18 protein-coding genes are annotated in these 16321 nt (G+C 65.8%); 11 read left to right on the top strand and 7 right to left on the bottom strand.

Annotation, left to right across the window (positions count from 1 at the left end; translation table 11 throughout):
- Positions 1–91: 91 nt before the first annotated feature.
- Both IVB31_RS13605 and IVB31_RS13600 read left to right on the top strand, forming a co-directional pair.
- Positions 92–688, top strand: a complete 597-nt coding sequence (locus IVB31_RS13605; protein ID WP_247322873.1) for a TetR/AcrR family transcriptional regulator — start codon at positions 92–94, stop codon at positions 686–688.
- Between the two features lie 9 nt (positions 689–697).
- Positions 698–1165 (top strand): PaaI family thioesterase, encoded by a 468-nt coding sequence (locus IVB31_RS13600; protein ID WP_247322872.1) that lies wholly within the window; start codon positions 698–700, stop codon positions 1163–1165.
- A 36-nt stretch (positions 1166–1201) separates the two neighbouring features.
- Here the strand turns inward: IVB31_RS13600 and rplI are convergent, their stop codons facing one another.
- The 4 genes from rplI to rpsF all read right to left on the bottom strand — a co-directional run bounded on the left by rplI (position 1202) and on the right by rpsF (position 3814).
- Complete coding sequence (gene rplI, locus IVB31_RS13595; protein ID WP_247322869.1) at positions 1202–1807, bottom strand: 50S ribosomal protein L9; 606 nt, start codon at positions 1805–1807, stop codon at positions 1202–1204.
- A gap of 49 nt (positions 1808–1856) precedes the next feature.
- Entirely contained in the window at positions 1857–2840 is a 984-nt protein-coding gene (locus IVB31_RS13590; RefSeq protein WP_247322867.1) for a hypothetical protein, read from the bottom strand.
- A gap of 210 nt (positions 2841–3050) precedes the next feature.
- The gene (rpsR, locus tag IVB31_RS13585) at positions 3051–3290 is read right to left on the bottom strand and encodes a 30S ribosomal protein S18 (RefSeq protein ID WP_007592020.1); all 240 of its coding nucleotides are present in this window, start codon (positions 3288–3290) and stop codon (positions 3051–3053) included.
- A gap of 5 nt (positions 3291–3295) precedes the next feature.
- Positions 3296–3814, bottom strand: coding sequence for a 30S ribosomal protein S6 (rpsF, locus tag IVB31_RS13580; RefSeq protein ID WP_247322865.1), 519 nt, complete (start codon positions 3812–3814; stop codon positions 3296–3298).
- Between the two features lie 342 nt (positions 3815–4156).
- Between rpsF and IVB31_RS13575 the strand changes: the two genes are divergently transcribed.
- The 9 genes from IVB31_RS13575 (at position 4157) to gmk (ending at position 12766) form a co-directional block, all read left to right on the top strand.
- Positions 4157–4861: a TetR/AcrR family transcriptional regulator C-terminal domain-containing protein gene (locus IVB31_RS13575; protein ID WP_247322863.1), complete on the top strand. Its 705-nt coding sequence runs from the start codon at positions 4157–4159 to the stop codon at positions 4859–4861.
- A 3-nt stretch (positions 4862–4864) separates the two neighbouring features.
- The gene (locus IVB31_RS13570) at positions 4865–5890 is read left to right on the top strand and encodes a fatty acid desaturase family protein (RefSeq protein WP_247322862.1); all 1026 of its coding nucleotides are present in this window, start codon (positions 4865–4867) and stop codon (positions 5888–5890) included.
- A 173-nt stretch (positions 5891–6063) separates the two neighbouring features.
- On the top strand, positions 6064–7023 hold the full coding sequence (fabD, locus tag IVB31_RS13565; protein ID WP_247322859.1) for an ACP S-malonyltransferase: 960 nt from the start codon (positions 6064–6066) through the stop codon (positions 7021–7023).
- A gap of 14 nt (positions 7024–7037) precedes the next feature.
- Entirely contained in the window at positions 7038–7775 is a 738-nt protein-coding gene (fabG, locus tag IVB31_RS13560; protein ID WP_247322848.1) for a 3-oxoacyl-[acyl-carrier-protein] reductase, read from the top strand.
- A 309-nt stretch (positions 7776–8084) separates the two neighbouring features.
- Positions 8085–8324: an acyl carrier protein gene (locus IVB31_RS13555; RefSeq protein WP_006020277.1), complete on the top strand. Its 240-nt coding sequence runs from the start codon at positions 8085–8087 to the stop codon at positions 8322–8324.
- A 108-nt stretch (positions 8325–8432) separates the two neighbouring features.
- Positions 8433–9698, top strand: coding sequence for a beta-ketoacyl-ACP synthase II (fabF, locus tag IVB31_RS13550; RefSeq protein WP_247322846.1), 1266 nt, complete (start codon positions 8433–8435; stop codon positions 9696–9698).
- Positions 9699–9823: 125 nt separating this feature from the next.
- Positions 9824–11098, top strand: a complete 1275-nt coding sequence (gene mltG, locus IVB31_RS13545; protein WP_247322844.1) for an endolytic transglycosylase MltG — start codon at positions 9824–9826, stop codon at positions 11096–11098.
- A 117-nt stretch (positions 11099–11215) separates the two neighbouring features.
- Positions 11216–12103 (top strand): YicC/YloC family endoribonuclease, encoded by an 888-nt coding sequence (locus IVB31_RS13540; RefSeq protein WP_247322842.1) that lies wholly within the window; start codon positions 11216–11218, stop codon positions 12101–12103.
- A gap of 3 nt (positions 12104–12106) precedes the next feature.
- The gene (gmk, locus tag IVB31_RS13535; RefSeq protein WP_247322841.1) at positions 12107–12766 is read left to right on the top strand and encodes a guanylate kinase; all 660 of its coding nucleotides are present in this window, start codon (positions 12107–12109) and stop codon (positions 12764–12766) included.
- On the opposite strand, the gene IVB31_RS13530 is transcribed toward gmk, so the two are convergent.
- The 3 genes from IVB31_RS13530 to IVB31_RS13520 form a co-directional block, all read right to left on the bottom strand.
- Positions 12699–13910, bottom strand: a complete 1212-nt coding sequence (locus IVB31_RS13530; protein ID WP_247322839.1) for a hypothetical protein — start codon at positions 13908–13910, stop codon at positions 12699–12701. The genes gmk and IVB31_RS13530 overlap by 68 nt on opposite strands.
- Positions 13911–14039: 129 nt before the next feature.
- Positions 14040–14543, bottom strand: a complete 504-nt coding sequence (locus tag IVB31_RS13525; RefSeq protein ID WP_247322837.1) for a hypothetical protein — start codon at positions 14541–14543, stop codon at positions 14040–14042.
- A gap of 27 nt (positions 14544–14570) precedes the next feature.
- Positions 14571–15917, bottom strand: coding sequence for a caspase family protein (locus tag IVB31_RS13520; RefSeq protein WP_247322834.1), 1347 nt, complete (start codon positions 15915–15917; stop codon positions 14571–14573).
- Positions 15918–16321 lie beyond the last annotated feature (404 nt).

Raw genomic sequence — 16321 nt, 5'->3', positions numbered from 1 at the left:
CGCTCGACTTGCGAAGGCCGCATCCATCCGCGGCCTTCGTCTTGACCGCGATTAGAGTATTACTCTAGAGTGCACCTCTAGGAGGGCGTCCGTGACCGCGAGCATGCGCGAGGATTTGTTGGCGGCGGGGCTTTTCGTGTTCGACCGCGTCGGCTTCGAAGCCGCCACGGTGGCCGCGATCCGCGCCCGGGCGCGCGCCTCCAATGGCAGCTTCTTCCACGTCTTCGGCTCGAAGAAGGAGCTGGCGGGTGCGCTGTTCCTGGAAGTGCTCAGGCACTATCACGCCGCGATGCTGGCCGCGCTCGATCCCGTCCCCGATGCCGGCGAGGGCATCGAGCGCCTGATCCGGGCCCATCTCGACTGGGTCGTGACCAGCCGCCGCGAGGCGCGCTATCTGTTCGAAATCTCGCGCAGCGAATGGGGCGAGGACGTGCGCGATGCCCAGCGTGCGCAGAACGCGCGCCTTGCCGAGGGCATCGAGCGCTGGCGCGCGCCGCTGGTCGCGCGTGGCGAGCTCTTGCCGATGACGCCGGTGATGTTGGTCAGCCAGCTCATCGGGCCCGCGCAGATTTTCTGCCGCGCCTTCCTCTCGGGACGCGACCGCGCCGATCCGCGCACCGATGCCGACACGTTGATCGCTTGCGCCAACCGTGCGCTGCGGCCCCCCGACCGCGTCAACAAGCAATAAGGAGTGGCCATGCAAAGCAAAGCAGATCCCGAATTCGCAGCCGTCGCCGAGCGCATCCACGCCAATGTCGGTCGGCAGGGTTTTATGAATCTGGTTGGCGCCGAACTTTCGGAACTGTCGCGCGGCACCTGCACGCTCGCGGTGGAACGTCGGCCGGAGCTTTTGCAACAGCACGGCTTCTTCCATGGCGGCGTCACCGCCTTCCTGGTCGACAACGCCACGACGATCGCAGCCGCGACCTCGCGCGGCCAGCCGGCGCTGACGGCGGAGTACAAGCTCAATTTGTTGTCGCCCGCGGTCGGCGAGAAGCTGATTTGCCGGGCGAGGGTGATCAAGCCGGGGCGTCAGGTCTCCGTGGTCGCAGCCGACGTGTTCTGCGTCAGCGACGGCGTCGAGAAGCATACCGCAACGGCGCTGGCCTCGATCGCGATGCTGGGCGAGGACGTCATCGCCGAAACGAAAAGCCCGGCCGCCTGAGGCGGCCGGGCTTCGCAGCGTGCGCGAACGCGAGGCTTACTTCTCGGTCTCTTCCGCAGCCGGCGCCGGCTCGGCGTCGTCCTGCTGGGCTTCCGGATCGAAGAACTCGCCGGCGGCGGCAATCGCTTCGGCGGCAGCATCCCGGTCTTCGTTGCGGGTCGAGATGTCTTCGCCGCGGTTGATGCGCTCGGCCTCGTCCTGGCTGCGCGCAACCGTGACGGAGATATCGATCTCGACCTCGGGGTGGATGGCAACGGTGATGGTGTGCTTGCCGATGGTCTTGATCGGCGCGTCGAGCTGCACCTGCGGGCGGGACAGCGAAACGCCGTCGGCTTCGAACGCCACGACGATGTCGCGCACGTTGACCGAGCCGAACAGCTGGCCGGCTTCCGATGCCTGACGGATCACGATGATGTTCTTGCCCTGGATCTTCTCGGCAACCTTGGAGGCCTCGCCCTTGCTCTCGAGGTTGCGGGCCTCGAGATCGGCCTTCATGCCGTCGTACCTGGCGCGGTTGTCGGCGGTGGCGCGCAGCGCCTTGCCGCGCTTGAGCAGGAAGTTGCGGGCATAGCCGTCGCGAACCTTCACGACTTCGCCCATATGACCGAGCTTGTTGACGCGTTCCAGCAAAATGACTTCCATATTCGTTCTCCTATGAAGTGTTGAGTGAGTTGGATCTTCGGGGTTGGACTTAAGAGGTCGGCGTCGGCAGTGGCGGTGGTTGGCGGCTGCGCAGGAAGCGTTCGCGCAGCCCGAACACGGCATCCGCGAGGCCGAGGATCACCATCGCGACGACGGGCCACCCGAACACGACCACGACGGCGTAGGTCGAGCCGAGCCAGAAGGTGCGGCTCTTCAGCGCCAGCGTCAGCGTATGCAGCACAGCAAAGCCGGCCAGCGCATATCCCATCATCAGCGCCGCCGTGGTGATCTGCGCGACGATCGCAAGCAGTCCGCCGGTGAAGCTGAAGGCGAGCGCGATGCAGAGCGCCACGAGCGTCATCGGCGGCAGCTCCGCCGTCATCATGTCCGGCCAGGGGCGCCGTAGCCGGCCCGACGTCGCCGTCACCTTGGCGCTGAGCCAGAGGTTGAGGGTCAGCGTCATCATCGCGACGATGGTGGCGGCGGCCGGCGCGATCCGCACCAGTGCGTCGATGAATTGGTCGGTCTCGCCTGATGTCTGCGGGTCGGCGGCGCGGAGGAGGCGCATCAAGCCACGGCGCAGCGCACCGGTGATGGTCTCGGCGTCGGTGCCGAGCGTGAGCAGGGCGGCGATCGTGGTCAGCGTGGCGAATCCCGCGATCCACAGCAGGATGCGGCCGACCGGATACCATTCGAGATCAAGCGCGGCCGGTGGCTCGGTGGCGGCTTCCGGCGCGGCCGGTCCCACTTGCCGGCTGAGCAGGACGAGATGGCCGAGCCACCAGGCCGGCAGTGCGACGGTAACGGCGAAGGCGATGCAATAGGGCAGGCCGAACAGCGCGCCGAGGCCAAGCGCTGCGGCGATGCCGCCAAGGCTCGCGCAAAGCGGCCCCCAGCCGATCGAGGCGACCATCAGCGGCAGCGGTGCGAGATAGAACAGGACGAGCGAGATCAGCGCGCCCGAGACGATCGAGGCGAACATCAGCGCCGAGGCGGCGCCGGCGATGAGGGCTATCAGTCCAAAGGTCATCATCAGCTGTCCCGCTCCCTTCGAGCGGTTAGAGGCATCTCGCCCCAACCATCGGCGACCGGACGACCCGGAAGCCTTATGAAACTCAAGCATGATCCGGAAAAGTGTGCAGCGGTTTTCCGAAAAGATCATGCTCAAACGATAACCTAAAGCGCGATGATATCGCGCTTTAGAATGCGGCCGGCGGCGATGTCGCCGTCGGCCGAGTTCGTCTTAGCGAATGACGTAGGGCAGCAGGCCCAGGAAGCGCGCGCGCTTGATGGCGCGGGCGAGCTCACGCTGCTTCTTCGCGGACACCGCGGTGATGCGGCTCGGCACGATCTTGCCGCGCTCGGAGACGTAACGCATCAACAGCTTGGAGTCCTTGTAGTCGATCTTCGGAGCATTCGCGCCCGTGAACGGGCAGCTCTTGCGACGACGAAAAAACGGACGGCGTGCACCAGCTTCAGCCATTGTTGTTACTCCCCGTCCGTCGTGGTGGTGGTGGCAGTGGTTTCAGCGTCTTCGCGCGGACGGCGCGGGCCGCGATCACCGCGGAAGCCACCACCGTCGCGATCGCCACCACGGAAGCCGCCCTCGCGGTCGCCACGGAAGCCACCGCCTTCGCGATCGCCACGGAAGCCGCCGCCACGGTCGTCACGCTCGCGGTCACGGTCGGCCTTGCGCATCATCGCCGACGGGCCTTCCTCGAGTTCCTCGACGCGGACGCTGATGTAGCGGATCACGTCCTCGCTGATGCGCTCCTGGCGTTCGATCTCGGCGATCGCCGCGGACGGCGCGTCGATGTTGAGCAGCACGAAATGCGCCTTGCGGTTCTTGTTCATGCGGTAGGTGAGGGAGCGTACGCCCCAATTCTCGGTCTTGGTGACCTTGCCGCCGAGACCCTCGACGATGCCGGTCATCTGCGCAGTCAGCTCTTCGACCTGCTGCGTGCTCGCGTCTTGGCGCGCGAGAAAAACATGCTCATAGAGAGCCATGGAAGTCCTTTCCTCATGTTGGCGCATCGCCCGGCGTCAAGCCCTTAAGAGGCCTTGGGAAAGGACTCTGGGATTAAGCTCAGAAGGCGGAAACACGGGACGACGGGCCGACTGGCCCTGCCACATCAAAATCACGAATGATTTGCTGAGACCGTCCGTTCAGCTCCCGGCCGGGGTCTGCGGATGCGCGCCTTATACGGATTTTGGCCGCCTTTGCAAGGTTGCGGGCCGCGTTTTCGACCCGGATGGTCCTGATGCGGGAGGCCCGACCCACGCCGGATACCTTACCGGCTTGATTTATTTGTTTGTATGTCATACAAATAAATCAACGGAGCGATCCCAATGGCAGAAAAGTCGGCCCAGGAGCCGCTCGAGGCGGCCAGCGACCCCAAGCACGCTGCCCGTGCGACCCGCTCGGCCGGCCGCAAAATGCGCTCGCTGCTGCTGGATGCCGCGAGCCCCTTGTTCCGGGAGCGCGGGCTGTCCGGCACCGCGATCACCGACATTGCGGCCGCCGCGGACGCGTTTCCGAGCCAGATCACCTATTACTTCCGCACCAAGGAGGCGCTGTTCGTCGAATGCGCCTGCCGCGAGCTCCTGTATTTGGCGCGCGCGACGGAGCAGGCGGCCCTGACGGCGCGCACGCCTGGGGATTACACCCACGCGCTGGCCGGGACCGTGACGGCGAGCGATTCGGTGGCCTTCTTCGCCGAGGCGCTGACGCTGACGCGGCGGCGCCAGGATCTCGCGCCGCTGGTCGAGCGCACGATCGAGCGTCTGCACAGTGAAGGTGCGCGGGCCTATGCAAGTCAGGTCGCGCGGCACGGCTGGCGCTCCCTGCGTGCGCCCGACGAAAGCTCGCGGCGGTTCTGGGCCGTCGCCATCGGCGTCATCCTGGAAGGTTACGCCATGGGCCGTTCGCCCGAGGCGCTGTGCGCCGAGATGCTGCGCGTGCTGGGCGAACAGGCGAAATCCGTTGGCGACACGGCGCGGCTGCGTCTCGTCGACGGGCGCGACCCATCAAACGATTCGAATGAGGAGGGTTAGGCCATGACCGCGCTTCGCATGCGTGCCCGCGATTTCCTGACCGACGATCAACTCGCCGGTGTGCGCCAACGCGTGACGTGGAAAGGCGTCGCGCTGATCGCGCACGCCTGGGCGCTCATCGTGGCCGCAATCGCCTTGGTCGCGTGGTGGCCCAATCCGATTGCCTATATTCTCGCCGTCGCCATCATCGGCTCGCGCCAGCTTGGGCTCGCGATCCTCATGCATGACGGTGCACATGGCTGCCTGTCCGCCGACGAGAAGACCAATCTGACCCTGAGCCAGTGGTTCTGTGCCTATCCACTCTTCGCGGAGACGCGCAGCTACCGGCGCTATCACCTTCAGCATCATGCGCGCACCCAGCAGGAGGATGATCCCGATCTCGTGCTGTCGGCGCCGTTTCCGATCACGAGGCTGAGCTATCGCCGCAAGTTCATCCGCGACATCACCGGACAGACCGGCTACCAGCAGCGCAAGGCGCAGTTGTTCAATGCGCTTGGGCCGAAGGATTTGTCATGGCGCCAGCGCGCCGCGCATTTTTGGGAGAAGCTCGGCCCGCAATGTCTGGTCAACACCGCGATGTTCGCTGGCCTCGCGGCGGCGGGCGTGTGGTGGGCCTATCCGCTGCTATGGCTGGTGCCGCTGCTCACCTGGATGATGGTCATCACCCGCATCCGCAACATCGCCGAGCACGCCGTCGTGCCCGACAGCAGCGATCCCTTGCGCAACACCCGCACCACGCATGCCAATGTTTTCGAGCGCCTGTTCATCGCGCCGTACTATGTGAACTATCACCTCGAACATCATCTCCTGTTCTACGTGCCCTGCTACAATCTGCCGAAGGTTCATCGCCTGCTGAGCGAGAGCCGGCACGCGAGCCGCATGGAGGTGCAACCGGGTTACGCCGCGGTGCTGCGGCTTGCGACCGCGAAGCCGAGCCGCGATGACCGGCCGGGTCAATTGGTGAACAGCGCGCGCCGCGCGCAGGCGGGGTCGGAGGTTGACGCCAACCAGACGGCCGGCGGATTCTAGCGAGCCGCATCTTGCGTTGAATGCCGGTTGAAGCTGCCATCCTGGCTTGACATTCCGGCCCTGGACAGTGTCTACGGCCCCCTTCGGAGCACGATCGGGAACCAAGGCTCGGGCCGGACGTAGTCGGCTGCCGGGTTCTCAAGACAACTGCTCGAGCGATCCAGGGAGCGCCGATGACGGCAGCATTCACATTTCCGGGGCAGGGTTCCCAGGCGGTCGGTATGAGCAAGGCCTTGGCCGATGCCTTTCCGGTGGCGCGCGCCGTGTTCGACGAGGTCGATGCCGCGCTGGGGGAGAAGCTGACGTCGATCATCTGGGATGGTCCGGCAGAAACCCTCCAGCTCACCCAGAACGCCCAGCCCGCCCTGATGGCTGTGTCTGTCGCCACCCTGCGCGTGCTCGAGGCGGAAGCCGGATTTTCCGTGGGGCGGGACGCGGCCTTTGTCGCCGGCCACTCGCTCGGTGAATATTCGGCGCTGGCTGCGGCCGGCAGCCTGACGATTTCCGACACCGCACGGCTGCTTCGCACCCGCGGTCTCGCAATGCAAAAGGCCGTGCCAGTTGGCGCCGGCGCGATGGCCGCGCTGCTTGGCCTCGACTACGAGACGGCCATGCAGGTCGCCGGCGAGGCGGCGCAGGGCCAGGTCTGCCAGGCTGCCAACGACAATGGCGGCGGGCAGGTGGTGGTTTCCGGCGACAAGGCGGCGGTTGATCGCGCCGTCGAGATCGCCAAGACCAAGGGCGCCAAGCGCGCGATGCTTCTGCCCGTGTCGGCGCCGTTCCATTGCAAGCTGATGCAGCCGGCCGCGGACGCGATGGCGGAGGCGCTGGCCAAGGTCACGATCAAGGCGCCGGCAACGCCGCTGGTGTCGAACGTGCTGGCGAGCGCGATCAGCGATCCCGACGAAATTCGCCGCCGCCTCGTCGAGCAGGTCACCGGCACCGTGCGCTGGCGCGAGTCGGTTGCCTACATGGCAGGGCAGGGTGTCACCCGTTTCTTCGAGATCGGCGCCGGCAAGGTGCTGACTGGCCTCGTCAAGCGCATTGCGGATGGCGCCGTCGGCATTGCGGTCGGCGGTCCGAACGACATTGCCGTCGCCAAGGATGCATTGGCCGCTGCGAAGCAGGGCTAGAGGAGTTTTTATCAATGTTCGATCTGACTGGCAAAAAGGCGCTCGTCACCGGCGCGACCGGCGGCATCGGCGGCGCGATCGCGCTGGCGCTGCACGCGCAGGGCGCCACAGTCGCGATATCAGGAACGCGCAAGGACGTGCTGGATGAGCTTGCCGGCAAGCTTGGCGAGCGCACGCACGTGCTGCCCTGCAATCTCTCCAAGGCCGATGAGGTCGAGGCGCTGGTGCCCGCTGCGGAAGCGGCGCTGGGTCAGGTCGACATTCTCGTCGCCAATGCCGGCATCACGCGCGACAATCTCTTCGTTCAGCTCCGCGACGAGGACTGGGAGGAGGTCATCAATATCAATTTGACCTCGACCTTCCGCCTGGCGCGCGCTGCGACCAAATTGATGATGCGCAAGCGCTTCGGCCGCATCATCGCCATCACGTCGATCGTCGGCGTCACCGGCAATCCCGGGCAGGGCAATTACACCGCGTCCAAGGCGGGCCTGATCGGCATGATCAAGACGTTAGGCGCCGAATACGCCAAGCGCGGCGTGACCGCGAACTGTATCGCGCCCGGTTTCATCAAGACGCCGATGACCGATGCACTCAATGACAAGCAGCGCGAGACGATCCTGACCAAGGTTCCGGCCGCTCGCCTTGGGACGCCCGAGGACATCGCGGCGGCCGCCGTCTACCTGAGTTCGAACGAAGCGGCCTACGTCACCGGCCAAACCATCCACGTCAATGGCGGCATGGCCATGATCTGACGCCTCATCCCGCATGCCCCCTTGGGCGGTGCCGGATGCGGCAAACGGCCGTTTCCGGAGCGAAATGAGGCTTGTAGTCAAGGCAATTGAAGTATGATAACCGGACCTTCAACGGATGGGCAAAGAACGCCATTGCAGGTTTTTGAAACCCTGTATATTGGCGATGCGGAGCCTTGGCCGTCGTTCGCCGGGCCGCATCGGTTAAGGATGGGGCCAAATCAAAGTTCGTAAGCGAAGGCAGTCAACGACCACGACGGCTCGTATCGTCCCGGGGGGTCGGGTCTACAGGGAACAACACGAGGTTATGCAATGAGTGAGATTGGCGAGCGGGTTAAGAAGATCGTGGTCGAACACCTTGGTGTTGAACCCGAGAAGGTTGTCGATGCTGCGAGCTTCATCGACGACCTCGGCGCCGACAGTCTGGACACCGTCGAGCTGGTGATGGCGTTCGAAGAAGAATTCGGCTGCGAGATTCCGGACGACGCCGCGGAGACGATTCTCACCGTCGGCGACGCCACGAAGTTTCTCGAGAAGAACGCGAAGAGCTAAGGCTCTTCATTTTCGCGGGGACAACATTGAAACCGGACGGGCCGCTGACCAGCGGTCAGCCGGTTTCTTGTTATTGGCCGTGAATATTTCGATGCGGAGTTTTCGGATATGAGGCGGGTTGTCGTCACGGGTCTTGGCATGGTTTCGCCACTCGGCTGCGGTGTCGAGCCGACCTGGAAGCGCATCCTCAACGGCGAAAGCGGTGCACGCGGGATCGAGAGCTTCGATGTCTCCGATCTCCAGACAAAGTTTGCCTGCACGGTCGTGCGCGGCGACGGTACCAACGACACGTTCAATGCCGACAAATGGATGGAGCCGAAGGACCAGCGCAAGGTCGACGACTTCATCGTCTTCGGCATGGCCGCAGCCGGCCAGGCGCTCGACGATGCCAATTGGCACCCCGAGACCGAAGAGGACAAATGCGCGACCGGCACCATGATCGGCTCCGGTATCGGCGGTCTCAGCGGCATTGCCGACACGGCGATCCTCCTGAAGGAGCGTGGGCCGCGCCGGGTGTCTCCGTTCTTCATTCCGGGCCGCCTGATCAATCTCGCCTCCGGCTACGTCTCGATCAAGCATGGGCTCAAGGGTCCGAACCATTCGGTGGTCACAGCCTGCTCGACCGGGGCCCATGCGGTCGGCGATGCCGCCCGCCTGATCGCGCTGGGCGATGCCGACGTCATGGTTGCCGGCGGCGCCGAGTCGCCGATCAGCCGCATCGGTATCGCCGGCTTCAACGCCGCGCGTGCGCTCTCGACCGCCTTCAACGAGACGCCCGAGAAGGCCTCGCGTCCCTACGACAAGGACCGGGACGGCTTCGTGATGGGCGAGGGTGCCGGCGTTTTGGTCCTGGAAGAGCTCGAACACGCCAGGCGCCGCGGCGCGAAGATCTACGCCGAGGTGATCGGCTACGGTCTCTCGGGCGATGCCTATCACATCACCTCACCGTCGCCCGACGGCGATGGCGCCTTTCGCAGCATGTCGGCGGCGCTCAAGCGCGCCGGCCTCACGGCATCCGATCTCGACTACATTAACGCGCACGGCACCTCGACACCGCTCGGTGACGAGATCGAGCTCGGTGCCGTCGAACGGCTGCTCGGCAATGCCGCCTCCAAGGTCGCGATGTCGTCGACCAAGTCGTCGACCGGCCATCTTCTGGGTGCGGCCGGCGCGATCGAGGCGATCTTCGCCATTCTCGCGATTCGCGATAATGTCGTGCCGCCGACCATCAATCTGGACAATCCGTCGGTCGAGACTGCGATCGACCTCGTGCCGCATAAGGCGAAGAAGCGCGAGGTCAACGTGGCGTTGTCGAATTCTTTTGGTTTTGGCGGTACCAACGCGTCGGTGATCTTCCGGCGTCTGGTCCATTAGTTTGTTGTTGCGACGAATCCACCGTTTTGCCGTATTCGGCGATAGTCATGGAAGCGGGCGCGTGCATTTGGCTCGACAAGCGATTGTCTGGTCGCGATTGAACCGGCAGGATTCAGGTTGCTTCGATGAGTGAAAGGCCGCCCATTTCGCCCCGGAGTCCGCGGGCAGCGCTCGAGCCCGAGCAGGTCCCGCCGCCGCCGAAGCGATCGGACCGCGCGCGCAATCCTTTCGTGATCGTCGGCAACGCCATCATCACCCTCCTGCTGATCGCCATGATCGGTGCGGGCGGCGTGTACTATTACGGCCGGCAGGTGCTCGAGGCGCCGGGGCCGCTGAAGGAGGACAAGATCGTCAACATCCCGCAGCGTGCGGGTAAGCGCGACATCGCCGAGACGCTGAACCGGGAAGGCGTGACCGACGTCAATCCGTGGGTGTTCATCGCAAGCGTCGCCGCGCTAAAGGCGAGCTCGGACCTCAAGCCCGGCGAATATTCGTTCCAGAAGAACGCCTCCTTGCGCGACGTCGTCGCCACCATCGTCGAGGGCAAGGTGGTGCAGCATGCCGTGACGATACCGGAAGGGCTGACCTCCGAGCAGATCGTGGCGCGCCTCACCGACAACGACATCTTCACCGGCAGCGTGCGTGAGCTGCCGCGCGAAGGCACGCTGTTGCCCGAGACCTACAAATTCCCCCGCGGGACCCCGCGCGATCAGGTGGTCCAGCGCATGCAGCAGGCGCACAAACGTGTGCTGACCGAGATCTGGGAGCGTCGCAGCCAGGACATTCCGGTCAAGAGTCCGGAGCAATTGGTGACGCTGGCCTCGATCGTGGAGAAGGAGACCGGCAAGCCGGACGAGCGCAGCCGCGTCGCCGCGGTGTTCGTCAACCGCCTGAAGCAGCGGATCAAGCTGCAGTCCGATCCAACGATCATCTATGGCCTCGTCGGCGGCAAGGGCACGCTCGGCCGTCCGATCAAGCGCAGCGAGATCACGCAGCCCTCGCCCTACAACACTTATGTGATCGAGGGGCTGCCGCCGGGCCCGATCTCCAACCCCGGCCGCGCTTCGCTGGAAGCCGCCGCCAACCCGGCCCGCACCCGCGACCTCTATTTCGTCGCCGACGGCACCGGCGGGCATGCCTTCACCGAGACCTATGACGCGCACCAGAAGAACGTCGCCAAGCTGCGCGCGATGGAAAAGCAGATCCAGAACGACACGGTCGAGCCGGCCGAGGACGCGCAGCCGCCGGCCGCCGCCGCGCCCAGCGCCGCCGACACGCCGACGGCGACGACGCCGGCGCGCCCCAACCAGCAGAAGAAGCCGCCAGCGGCGCGCCCCGCAGGTCCACCGCCGGCCCGGCAGGGCGCGGTGCAACCCTCGCCCCCGGTGGTCCAGCGCTAGGTCTGCGCGCAGACCTGCCCGCGGGACTTTGCGGATTCCACTTTCCTGCAAAATAGTCTTAAGATTCGCGTGGCCTGATGGCCGCGCGAATCCCGTGCTTCTGGAGAAATTGACCTGATGGCGTTGTCGTCCATGACCGGCTTTGCCCGAAGCCACGGCGCGAGCGGGCCGTACACGTTCGAATGGGAATTGAAGTCGGTCAACGCCAAGGGCTTTGACCTCAGGGTGCGGCTGCCGCAGGGGTTCGACGAGCTCGAGGCCCACGCCAAGAAGCGCGCCGCCGAGCTTTTGTCGCGCGGCACCGTCTACGCCAATCTCACCATCAAGCGTGCCAATGCCGCAACCTCCGTGCGTGTCAATGAGGACGTGCTCAACGCCGTCCTGAAGGCCGCCGCCGTGATCGCTGGCAAGGTCGACGCGGTCGCGCCGAGCGTCGACGGGCTTTTGGCCATCAAGGGGGTGATCGAGGTCGCCGAGCCCGAGGGCGACGAGGACGAGGACAACGCGGCGCGCGCTGCTGTGGCCGAGTCCTTCGACAAGGCGCTCGCCGACCTCGTCGTGATGCGCAAGCGCGAGGGGACGTCGCTCGGACAGATCCTGACCCAGCGGGTGGACGAGGTCGAGCAGCTCGCGAAGAAGGCCGAGGCCGCGCCCGGCCGCAAGCCCGAGGCGATCAAGGCCAGGCTCGCCGAGCAGATCGCTACTCTCCTCGACACCTCCGACCGTTTCGATTCCGACCGCCTGATGCAGGAGGCGATCCTGATCGCGACCAGGGCCGACATCCGCGAGGAGCTCGATCGCATCGCCTCGCACATTGCGCAGGCGCGCGAACTGATCGGCAAGGGCGGCCCTGTCGGCCGCAAGCTCGATTTCCTGGCGCAGGAGTTTCACCGCGAGGTCAACACCTGCTGCTCGAAGTCGAACGACATCGAGCTGACCAATACGGGGCTCGCCATGAAGAACGTGGTCGAGCAGTTCCGCGAGCAGGTCCAGAATCTGGAGTGATCGATGACGATTGGCGGTCACGGAACTGACGGTGTCGAGCGGCGCGGATTGATGTTCGTGCTGTCCTCGCCGTCGGGCGCGGGCAAGACGACGCTGTCGCGTCTCTTGATCGACCGCATGCCCGGCCTCCGCATGTCGGTGTCGGCGACCACGCGCGCGATGCGGCCGGGCGAGGTCGACGGCCGCGACTATCTGTTCGTCGACAAACCCCGCTTCGAGGCGATGGTGAAGGGCGACGAGCTCCTGGAATGGGCAACCGTGTTCGACAACAGCTACGGCACGCCCCGCGCACCGGTCGAAGCCGCGCTATCGGCCGGGCAGGACGTGCTGTTCGACATCGACTGGCAGGGCACGCAGCAGCTGCGCGAGAAAGCCCGCGCCGACGTCGTCAGCGTGTTTATCCTGCCGCCGTCAGCCGCCGATCTCGAGAAGCGCCTGCATTCGCGCGCGCAGGATTCCGACGAGGTGATCCGCAAGCGCATGAGCCGCGCCAGCCACGAGATGAGCCACTGGGCCGAGTACGACTACATCGTCATCAACCACGACGTCGACGAGGCCTTCGCCGAGGTGCAGTCGGTCCTGAAGGCCGAACGCCTCAAGCGCGAGCGGCAGACTGGCCTCGTGAGCTTCGTGCGAGGTCTGCAAGGCCAGCTTCAGGGCTAGGCGGCCTCAGCCGCGGCCCTTCCTGCGCCAGCCGTTCCAGCATCGCCGTGATCACGTCGACGTCGACGGCGTCCTCGACCTGCACATTTTCATCGCGACCGGTCGGCTCTTCATCATTGACGTCGTTGGCCGCGAGCATGGGCGCTGACGGCTCGATCTCGAACTCTCCGTTGAATATGTCGGTCTCGTCGAGCTCTACGATTTCGTTGTGAGTGGAACGGGGCCGTGCAGCGATCCTGCCGATCTCATTGGCGAATGCGGCGAGCTGCGGGGCTTCGGGACGCACGGCCTGCGGACGCTCGGCATCGAAATCCACCGGGCGGGGCTGCTGCGCGCGCGGCGTGACGTTGAGCCAGGGAGCGCGGCCGTCGTCGTGATCGTGCGGCTCGAAATTGTCCCATTTGACCCGGCGATGGTCGGCGGCCTGGACGCGGATGCGCCCGCCGGCGAACCGGTAGATGACACTGGCGAGGATGCCGGCAAGCGCCAGCGCGCCGCCGATCACGAGCAGCAGCATCTGGAGCGAGCCGGCCGGCTTGTCGGTGGTGCTGTCTGCCGCAGCCAGAGCCATCGGTGCCGGGGACTTAGCCGGCTTCGCGCCGGGCTGTGCCGCGACCGCGACAGGTGCAGGCGACGGCTGCGCTGCGGGCGCGGCGGATAGCGTGGAGGCGTCAGGCCAGCGCGCGGCGTCGGCGGGCTGCTGCGCGTTCGCGTCAGCCGCGGGGCTCGCAGTCGGTGGCGCCGGCGCCGCCGGCGTCTTCGGAGCGGCGATGCTCTGCGGGGTCAGATATTCGGCGCGCGCATCCTGCACCGCGTGCGGCTGCGGCGCGGCTGCCTCTGCCGTCGGCATATCGGGCGCAGCCTGTGCGGTCTGCGTGACCTTTGCGCTGTCCTTGCCGCCTTCGGCGCGCAGATACCAGCACTGCCGCTTGGTCGCGCGCTCGAGGCGATAATGCCAATGCTGGCCCTGCGACGCGGCGCCCTTTGGCGAGGCAAGGCAGTCGCTCGCGGCATTTGCCGTGCTCGGGGCCGTCGGTGCATTCTGCGACACGGCCGCAAGTGGCGCGCCGGCAATGATGCTGCCCACAAGGGCGGATATGAACTTTGCGGTGCGGTTGCCCATCCTGGTCTCCCGATTACGCATGACGCAACTCGTTACCTTCCCTTTCTGGTCAAAGACTTGGGTGGCAATGAGCCGCAAATCCGGAGAGGATGTGGCCTGAATTGGGCCTGCGCGGCGTTCGTTCCGCCGCGAAATCAGGCATTTTCGCTGCTATTGCTTGCTCGAGCTCCAGGTTCCGCTGCAGCCGTCCGAGCGGCGGAAGGTTCCGGAGCCGCTGCGGGCACCGAGGCGCCCGGAGCCGGTGAAGGTCACGCCCTCGCCTTGACCGAACGTGCTGACTGCGCCGCTCGGGCTGACGGTGCCGCTGACGCCTTGGCCGATGACCTTGCCGGAGGAGACCACGACCGCGCCGGACGTGGTGCCGCCGCAACCGACGCTGACGACCATCCAGGCTCCGTCGAAGCTGCCGCCGCCACCCCCACCGCGCCGGGAGGAGCTGCGCGGTTCCTCGGCTGCCGGCTTGCTTCGCCGGGCCGAGGGCGCAGGCTCAGCCGAGCGGCCTGAAGACGAATCCTGCCGCGAGCCGGACAGCGACTTCTCGTCATTGCCAATCGAGCCGCCGGCGCTGCCGGACTGCGCGAAGGCGGACGATGAGGCGAGGGCGGCGGAGAGGACAACGGCGAGGGCAATCGCAGGCATGACGGCATGGCGCATGAGCAAAAATCCAGAATGAAAATGGTATCAGCGGCCGGAGCCGTCGGCGCAGACGGATCCGATAATGCGGCAAGCTTTGCCAGCCTTGCCGCATTCGTCAAGCGCGGCGTCTTTCGCGCGTTGCACGCTGTCGCGCTGGACCAGCGACCAGGATTTGTCGGAGATCGCGAACGCTCCGCAGCTTTTGCCGTAGAAGGAGAGCTCGATCGGACATTTGGCGCCGGCGCAATTGCCGCGCGCATCCGCCACCGCGGCGCGCCGCGAGGCGTGGGTCCAGGACATGCCCCATCTGCTGCTATCGGGGCCGTAGACGATCGAGCCCCATGGCTTGAGATCCTCCATGTTGCGCATCCGCAGCAGCAGGCCTTCGGTCGGCTCTCCCGTCGGCGCGATGGAAATCCGCTGCTGGAGCTTTGTGATCGCGCGGGTGAGTCCATCAGGTGTGTCAGGATCGAAATTGAGCTCGTAGAGCCGCTCGCTGAGTTCGCTCAACAGCGCGGCATCGCGCAAGGGGACGCGGTCCGGATCGGCGCGCAGCCGATTCGCCGGCAGCGGATCGGGCTGCATCGCGGCGACCTGCGGCGGCGCTGCTTGCGTCGGGGCTACGAAATAGAAGGTGCCGTCGATCGGCGAGGACGACACCCAGGGCTGCTGCGCGCCTGATGTGGCGCGCTTCACGGCGAGGCCGACCTGGTTGAAGGTCTGGAACACGTCGAGACCGGCGGTCCGGACCGTCGCGGCCAATGCCTTGGTGTAGGGGCTGTGGCCGTCGTTGCCGTCCTGGGCGACGTTGCCGGGCTGCGTCGCGTAGGAGATCAGCGTGCCCTCCGGCGCGCGCATCTGCGCGAGGCCGCCATCGGACGATCGCAGGCCGCGTGAACCAAACGGGTTGTTGCGGCAGGCATCGAGGATCACGAGGTTGAGGCGTGTGCCGGACCCCTGCATCTGGCGCAGCACGAGATTGACGTCGGTCATCTGGAAATCAACATCGGCCTCGCGCGTCGGATTGGCGCCGACAGGGACGAGATAGTTGGAGCCCGCGACCTGCACGCCGTGGCCGGCATAATAGAACAGCGCGACATCGGCGCCCTGGACCTGCCGGCCAAAGCTCTGCACCGCGAGGTCCATCGCGCCCTTGTCGAGATCGAGCTGGGCGCGGCCGCCGACCAGCGTGAAGCCGAGCAGGCCGAGCGTCTCCGCCATCAGGCTGGCATCCTTGGAGGGATTGTCGAGCGGCGTGATGTTCTTGTAGGCGGAGTTGCCGACCACGAGCGCGATGCGCTTCTCGGCCGACGCCGGGTGCGTGGCGACGACAAGCAGGACTGCGACCAGCGCCGCCAGCCCCATGACGCGATTGAAAATCCTCGCGCGCATCAAATTCCCCAGCCAAATTCTTCAGAGCCAACGTCTTCAGAGCAATCGCGCCAATCTATCAGCCCGGCGCGCGGGGGAAAAGCGGTGCGACATTCTGTACAGGGGCGGCCTGCTCGTATCGCGAAACGTGACATGGTTGCGCGTTCCCGCGGCAGGTTTTGCCCGAGTGTTGCTTTCGTTCATCGCCCAATGGAGGCCAAAGGGCGCAGGGAAGGCCGGGCGCCGGCGGCACCCGCAAGTCCGTGCGCTGTAGAAATGCACACGGGGGTGGACGACAGGTGGCCGATCGCCCGGCCTTCCCTGCGCGGATGGTTTTAACGGTGTCCTTCATGCTCTCCTCGGGGAGCGATGCACTATTGCCCCCGTCGCCCTGCAGATGATCGATGCGCGCGCCGGTCGGCCGC

This window comes from Bradyrhizobium sp. 21, assembly GCF_023073335.1.
Lineage (GTDB): Bacteria > Pseudomonadota > Alphaproteobacteria > Rhizobiales > Xanthobacteraceae > Bradyrhizobium.
The sequence above is the reverse complement of the archived record's forward strand: the minus strand, read 5'-3'. Positions and strand labels throughout refer to the sequence as shown.

Bases quoted from the DNA above. Each gene is read 5' to 3' on its own strand.
- IVB31_RS13600 (WP_247322872.1), top strand. From the start codon at position 698: ATGCAAAGCAAAGCAGATCCCGAATTCGCAGCCGTCGCCGAGCGCATC.
- rplI (WP_247322869.1), bottom strand. From the start codon at position 1,807: ATGGAAGTCATTTTGCTGGAACGCGTCAACAAGCTCGGTCATATGGGC.
- IVB31_RS13590 (WP_247322867.1), bottom strand. From the start codon at position 2,840: ATGATGACCTTTGGACTGATAGCCCTCATCGCCGGCGCCGCCTCGGCG.
- rpsR (WP_007592020.1), bottom strand. From the start codon at position 3,290: ATGGCTGAAGCTGGTGCACGCCGTCCGTTTTTTCGTCGTCGCAAGAGC.
- rpsF (WP_247322865.1), bottom strand. From the start codon at position 3,814: ATGGCTCTCTATGAGCATGTTTTTCTCGCGCGCCAAGACGCGAGCACG.
- IVB31_RS13575 (WP_247322863.1), top strand. From the start codon at position 4,157: ATGGCAGAAAAGTCGGCCCAGGAGCCGCTCGAGGCGGCCAGCGACCCC.
- IVB31_RS13570 (WP_247322862.1), top strand. From the start codon at position 4,865: ATGACCGCGCTTCGCATGCGTGCCCGCGATTTCCTGACCGACGATCAA.
- fabD (WP_247322859.1), top strand. From the start codon at position 6,064: ATGACGGCAGCATTCACATTTCCGGGGCAGGGTTCCCAGGCGGTCGGT.
- fabG (WP_247322848.1), top strand. From the start codon at position 7,038: ATGTTCGATCTGACTGGCAAAAAGGCGCTCGTCACCGGCGCGACCGGC.
- IVB31_RS13555 (WP_006020277.1), top strand. From the start codon at position 8,085: ATGAGTGAGATTGGCGAGCGGGTTAAGAAGATCGTGGTCGAACACCTT.
- fabF (WP_247322846.1), top strand. From the start codon at position 8,433: ATGAGGCGGGTTGTCGTCACGGGTCTTGGCATGGTTTCGCCACTCGGC.
- mltG (WP_247322844.1), top strand. From the start codon at position 9,824: ATGAGTGAAAGGCCGCCCATTTCGCCCCGGAGTCCGCGGGCAGCGCTC.
- IVB31_RS13540 (WP_247322842.1), top strand. From the start codon at position 11,216: ATGGCGTTGTCGTCCATGACCGGCTTTGCCCGAAGCCACGGCGCGAGC.
- gmk (WP_247322841.1), top strand. From the start codon at position 12,107: ATGACGATTGGCGGTCACGGAACTGACGGTGTCGAGCGGCGCGGATTG.
- IVB31_RS13530 (WP_247322839.1), bottom strand. From the start codon at position 13,910: ATGCGTAATCGGGAGACCAGGATGGGCAACCGCACCGCAAAGTTCATA.
- IVB31_RS13525 (WP_247322837.1), bottom strand. From the start codon at position 14,543: ATGCGCCATGCCGTCATGCCTGCGATTGCCCTCGCCGTTGTCCTCTCC.
- IVB31_RS13520 (WP_247322834.1), bottom strand. From the start codon at position 15,917: ATGCGCGCGAGGATTTTCAATCGCGTCATGGGGCTGGCGGCGCTGGTC.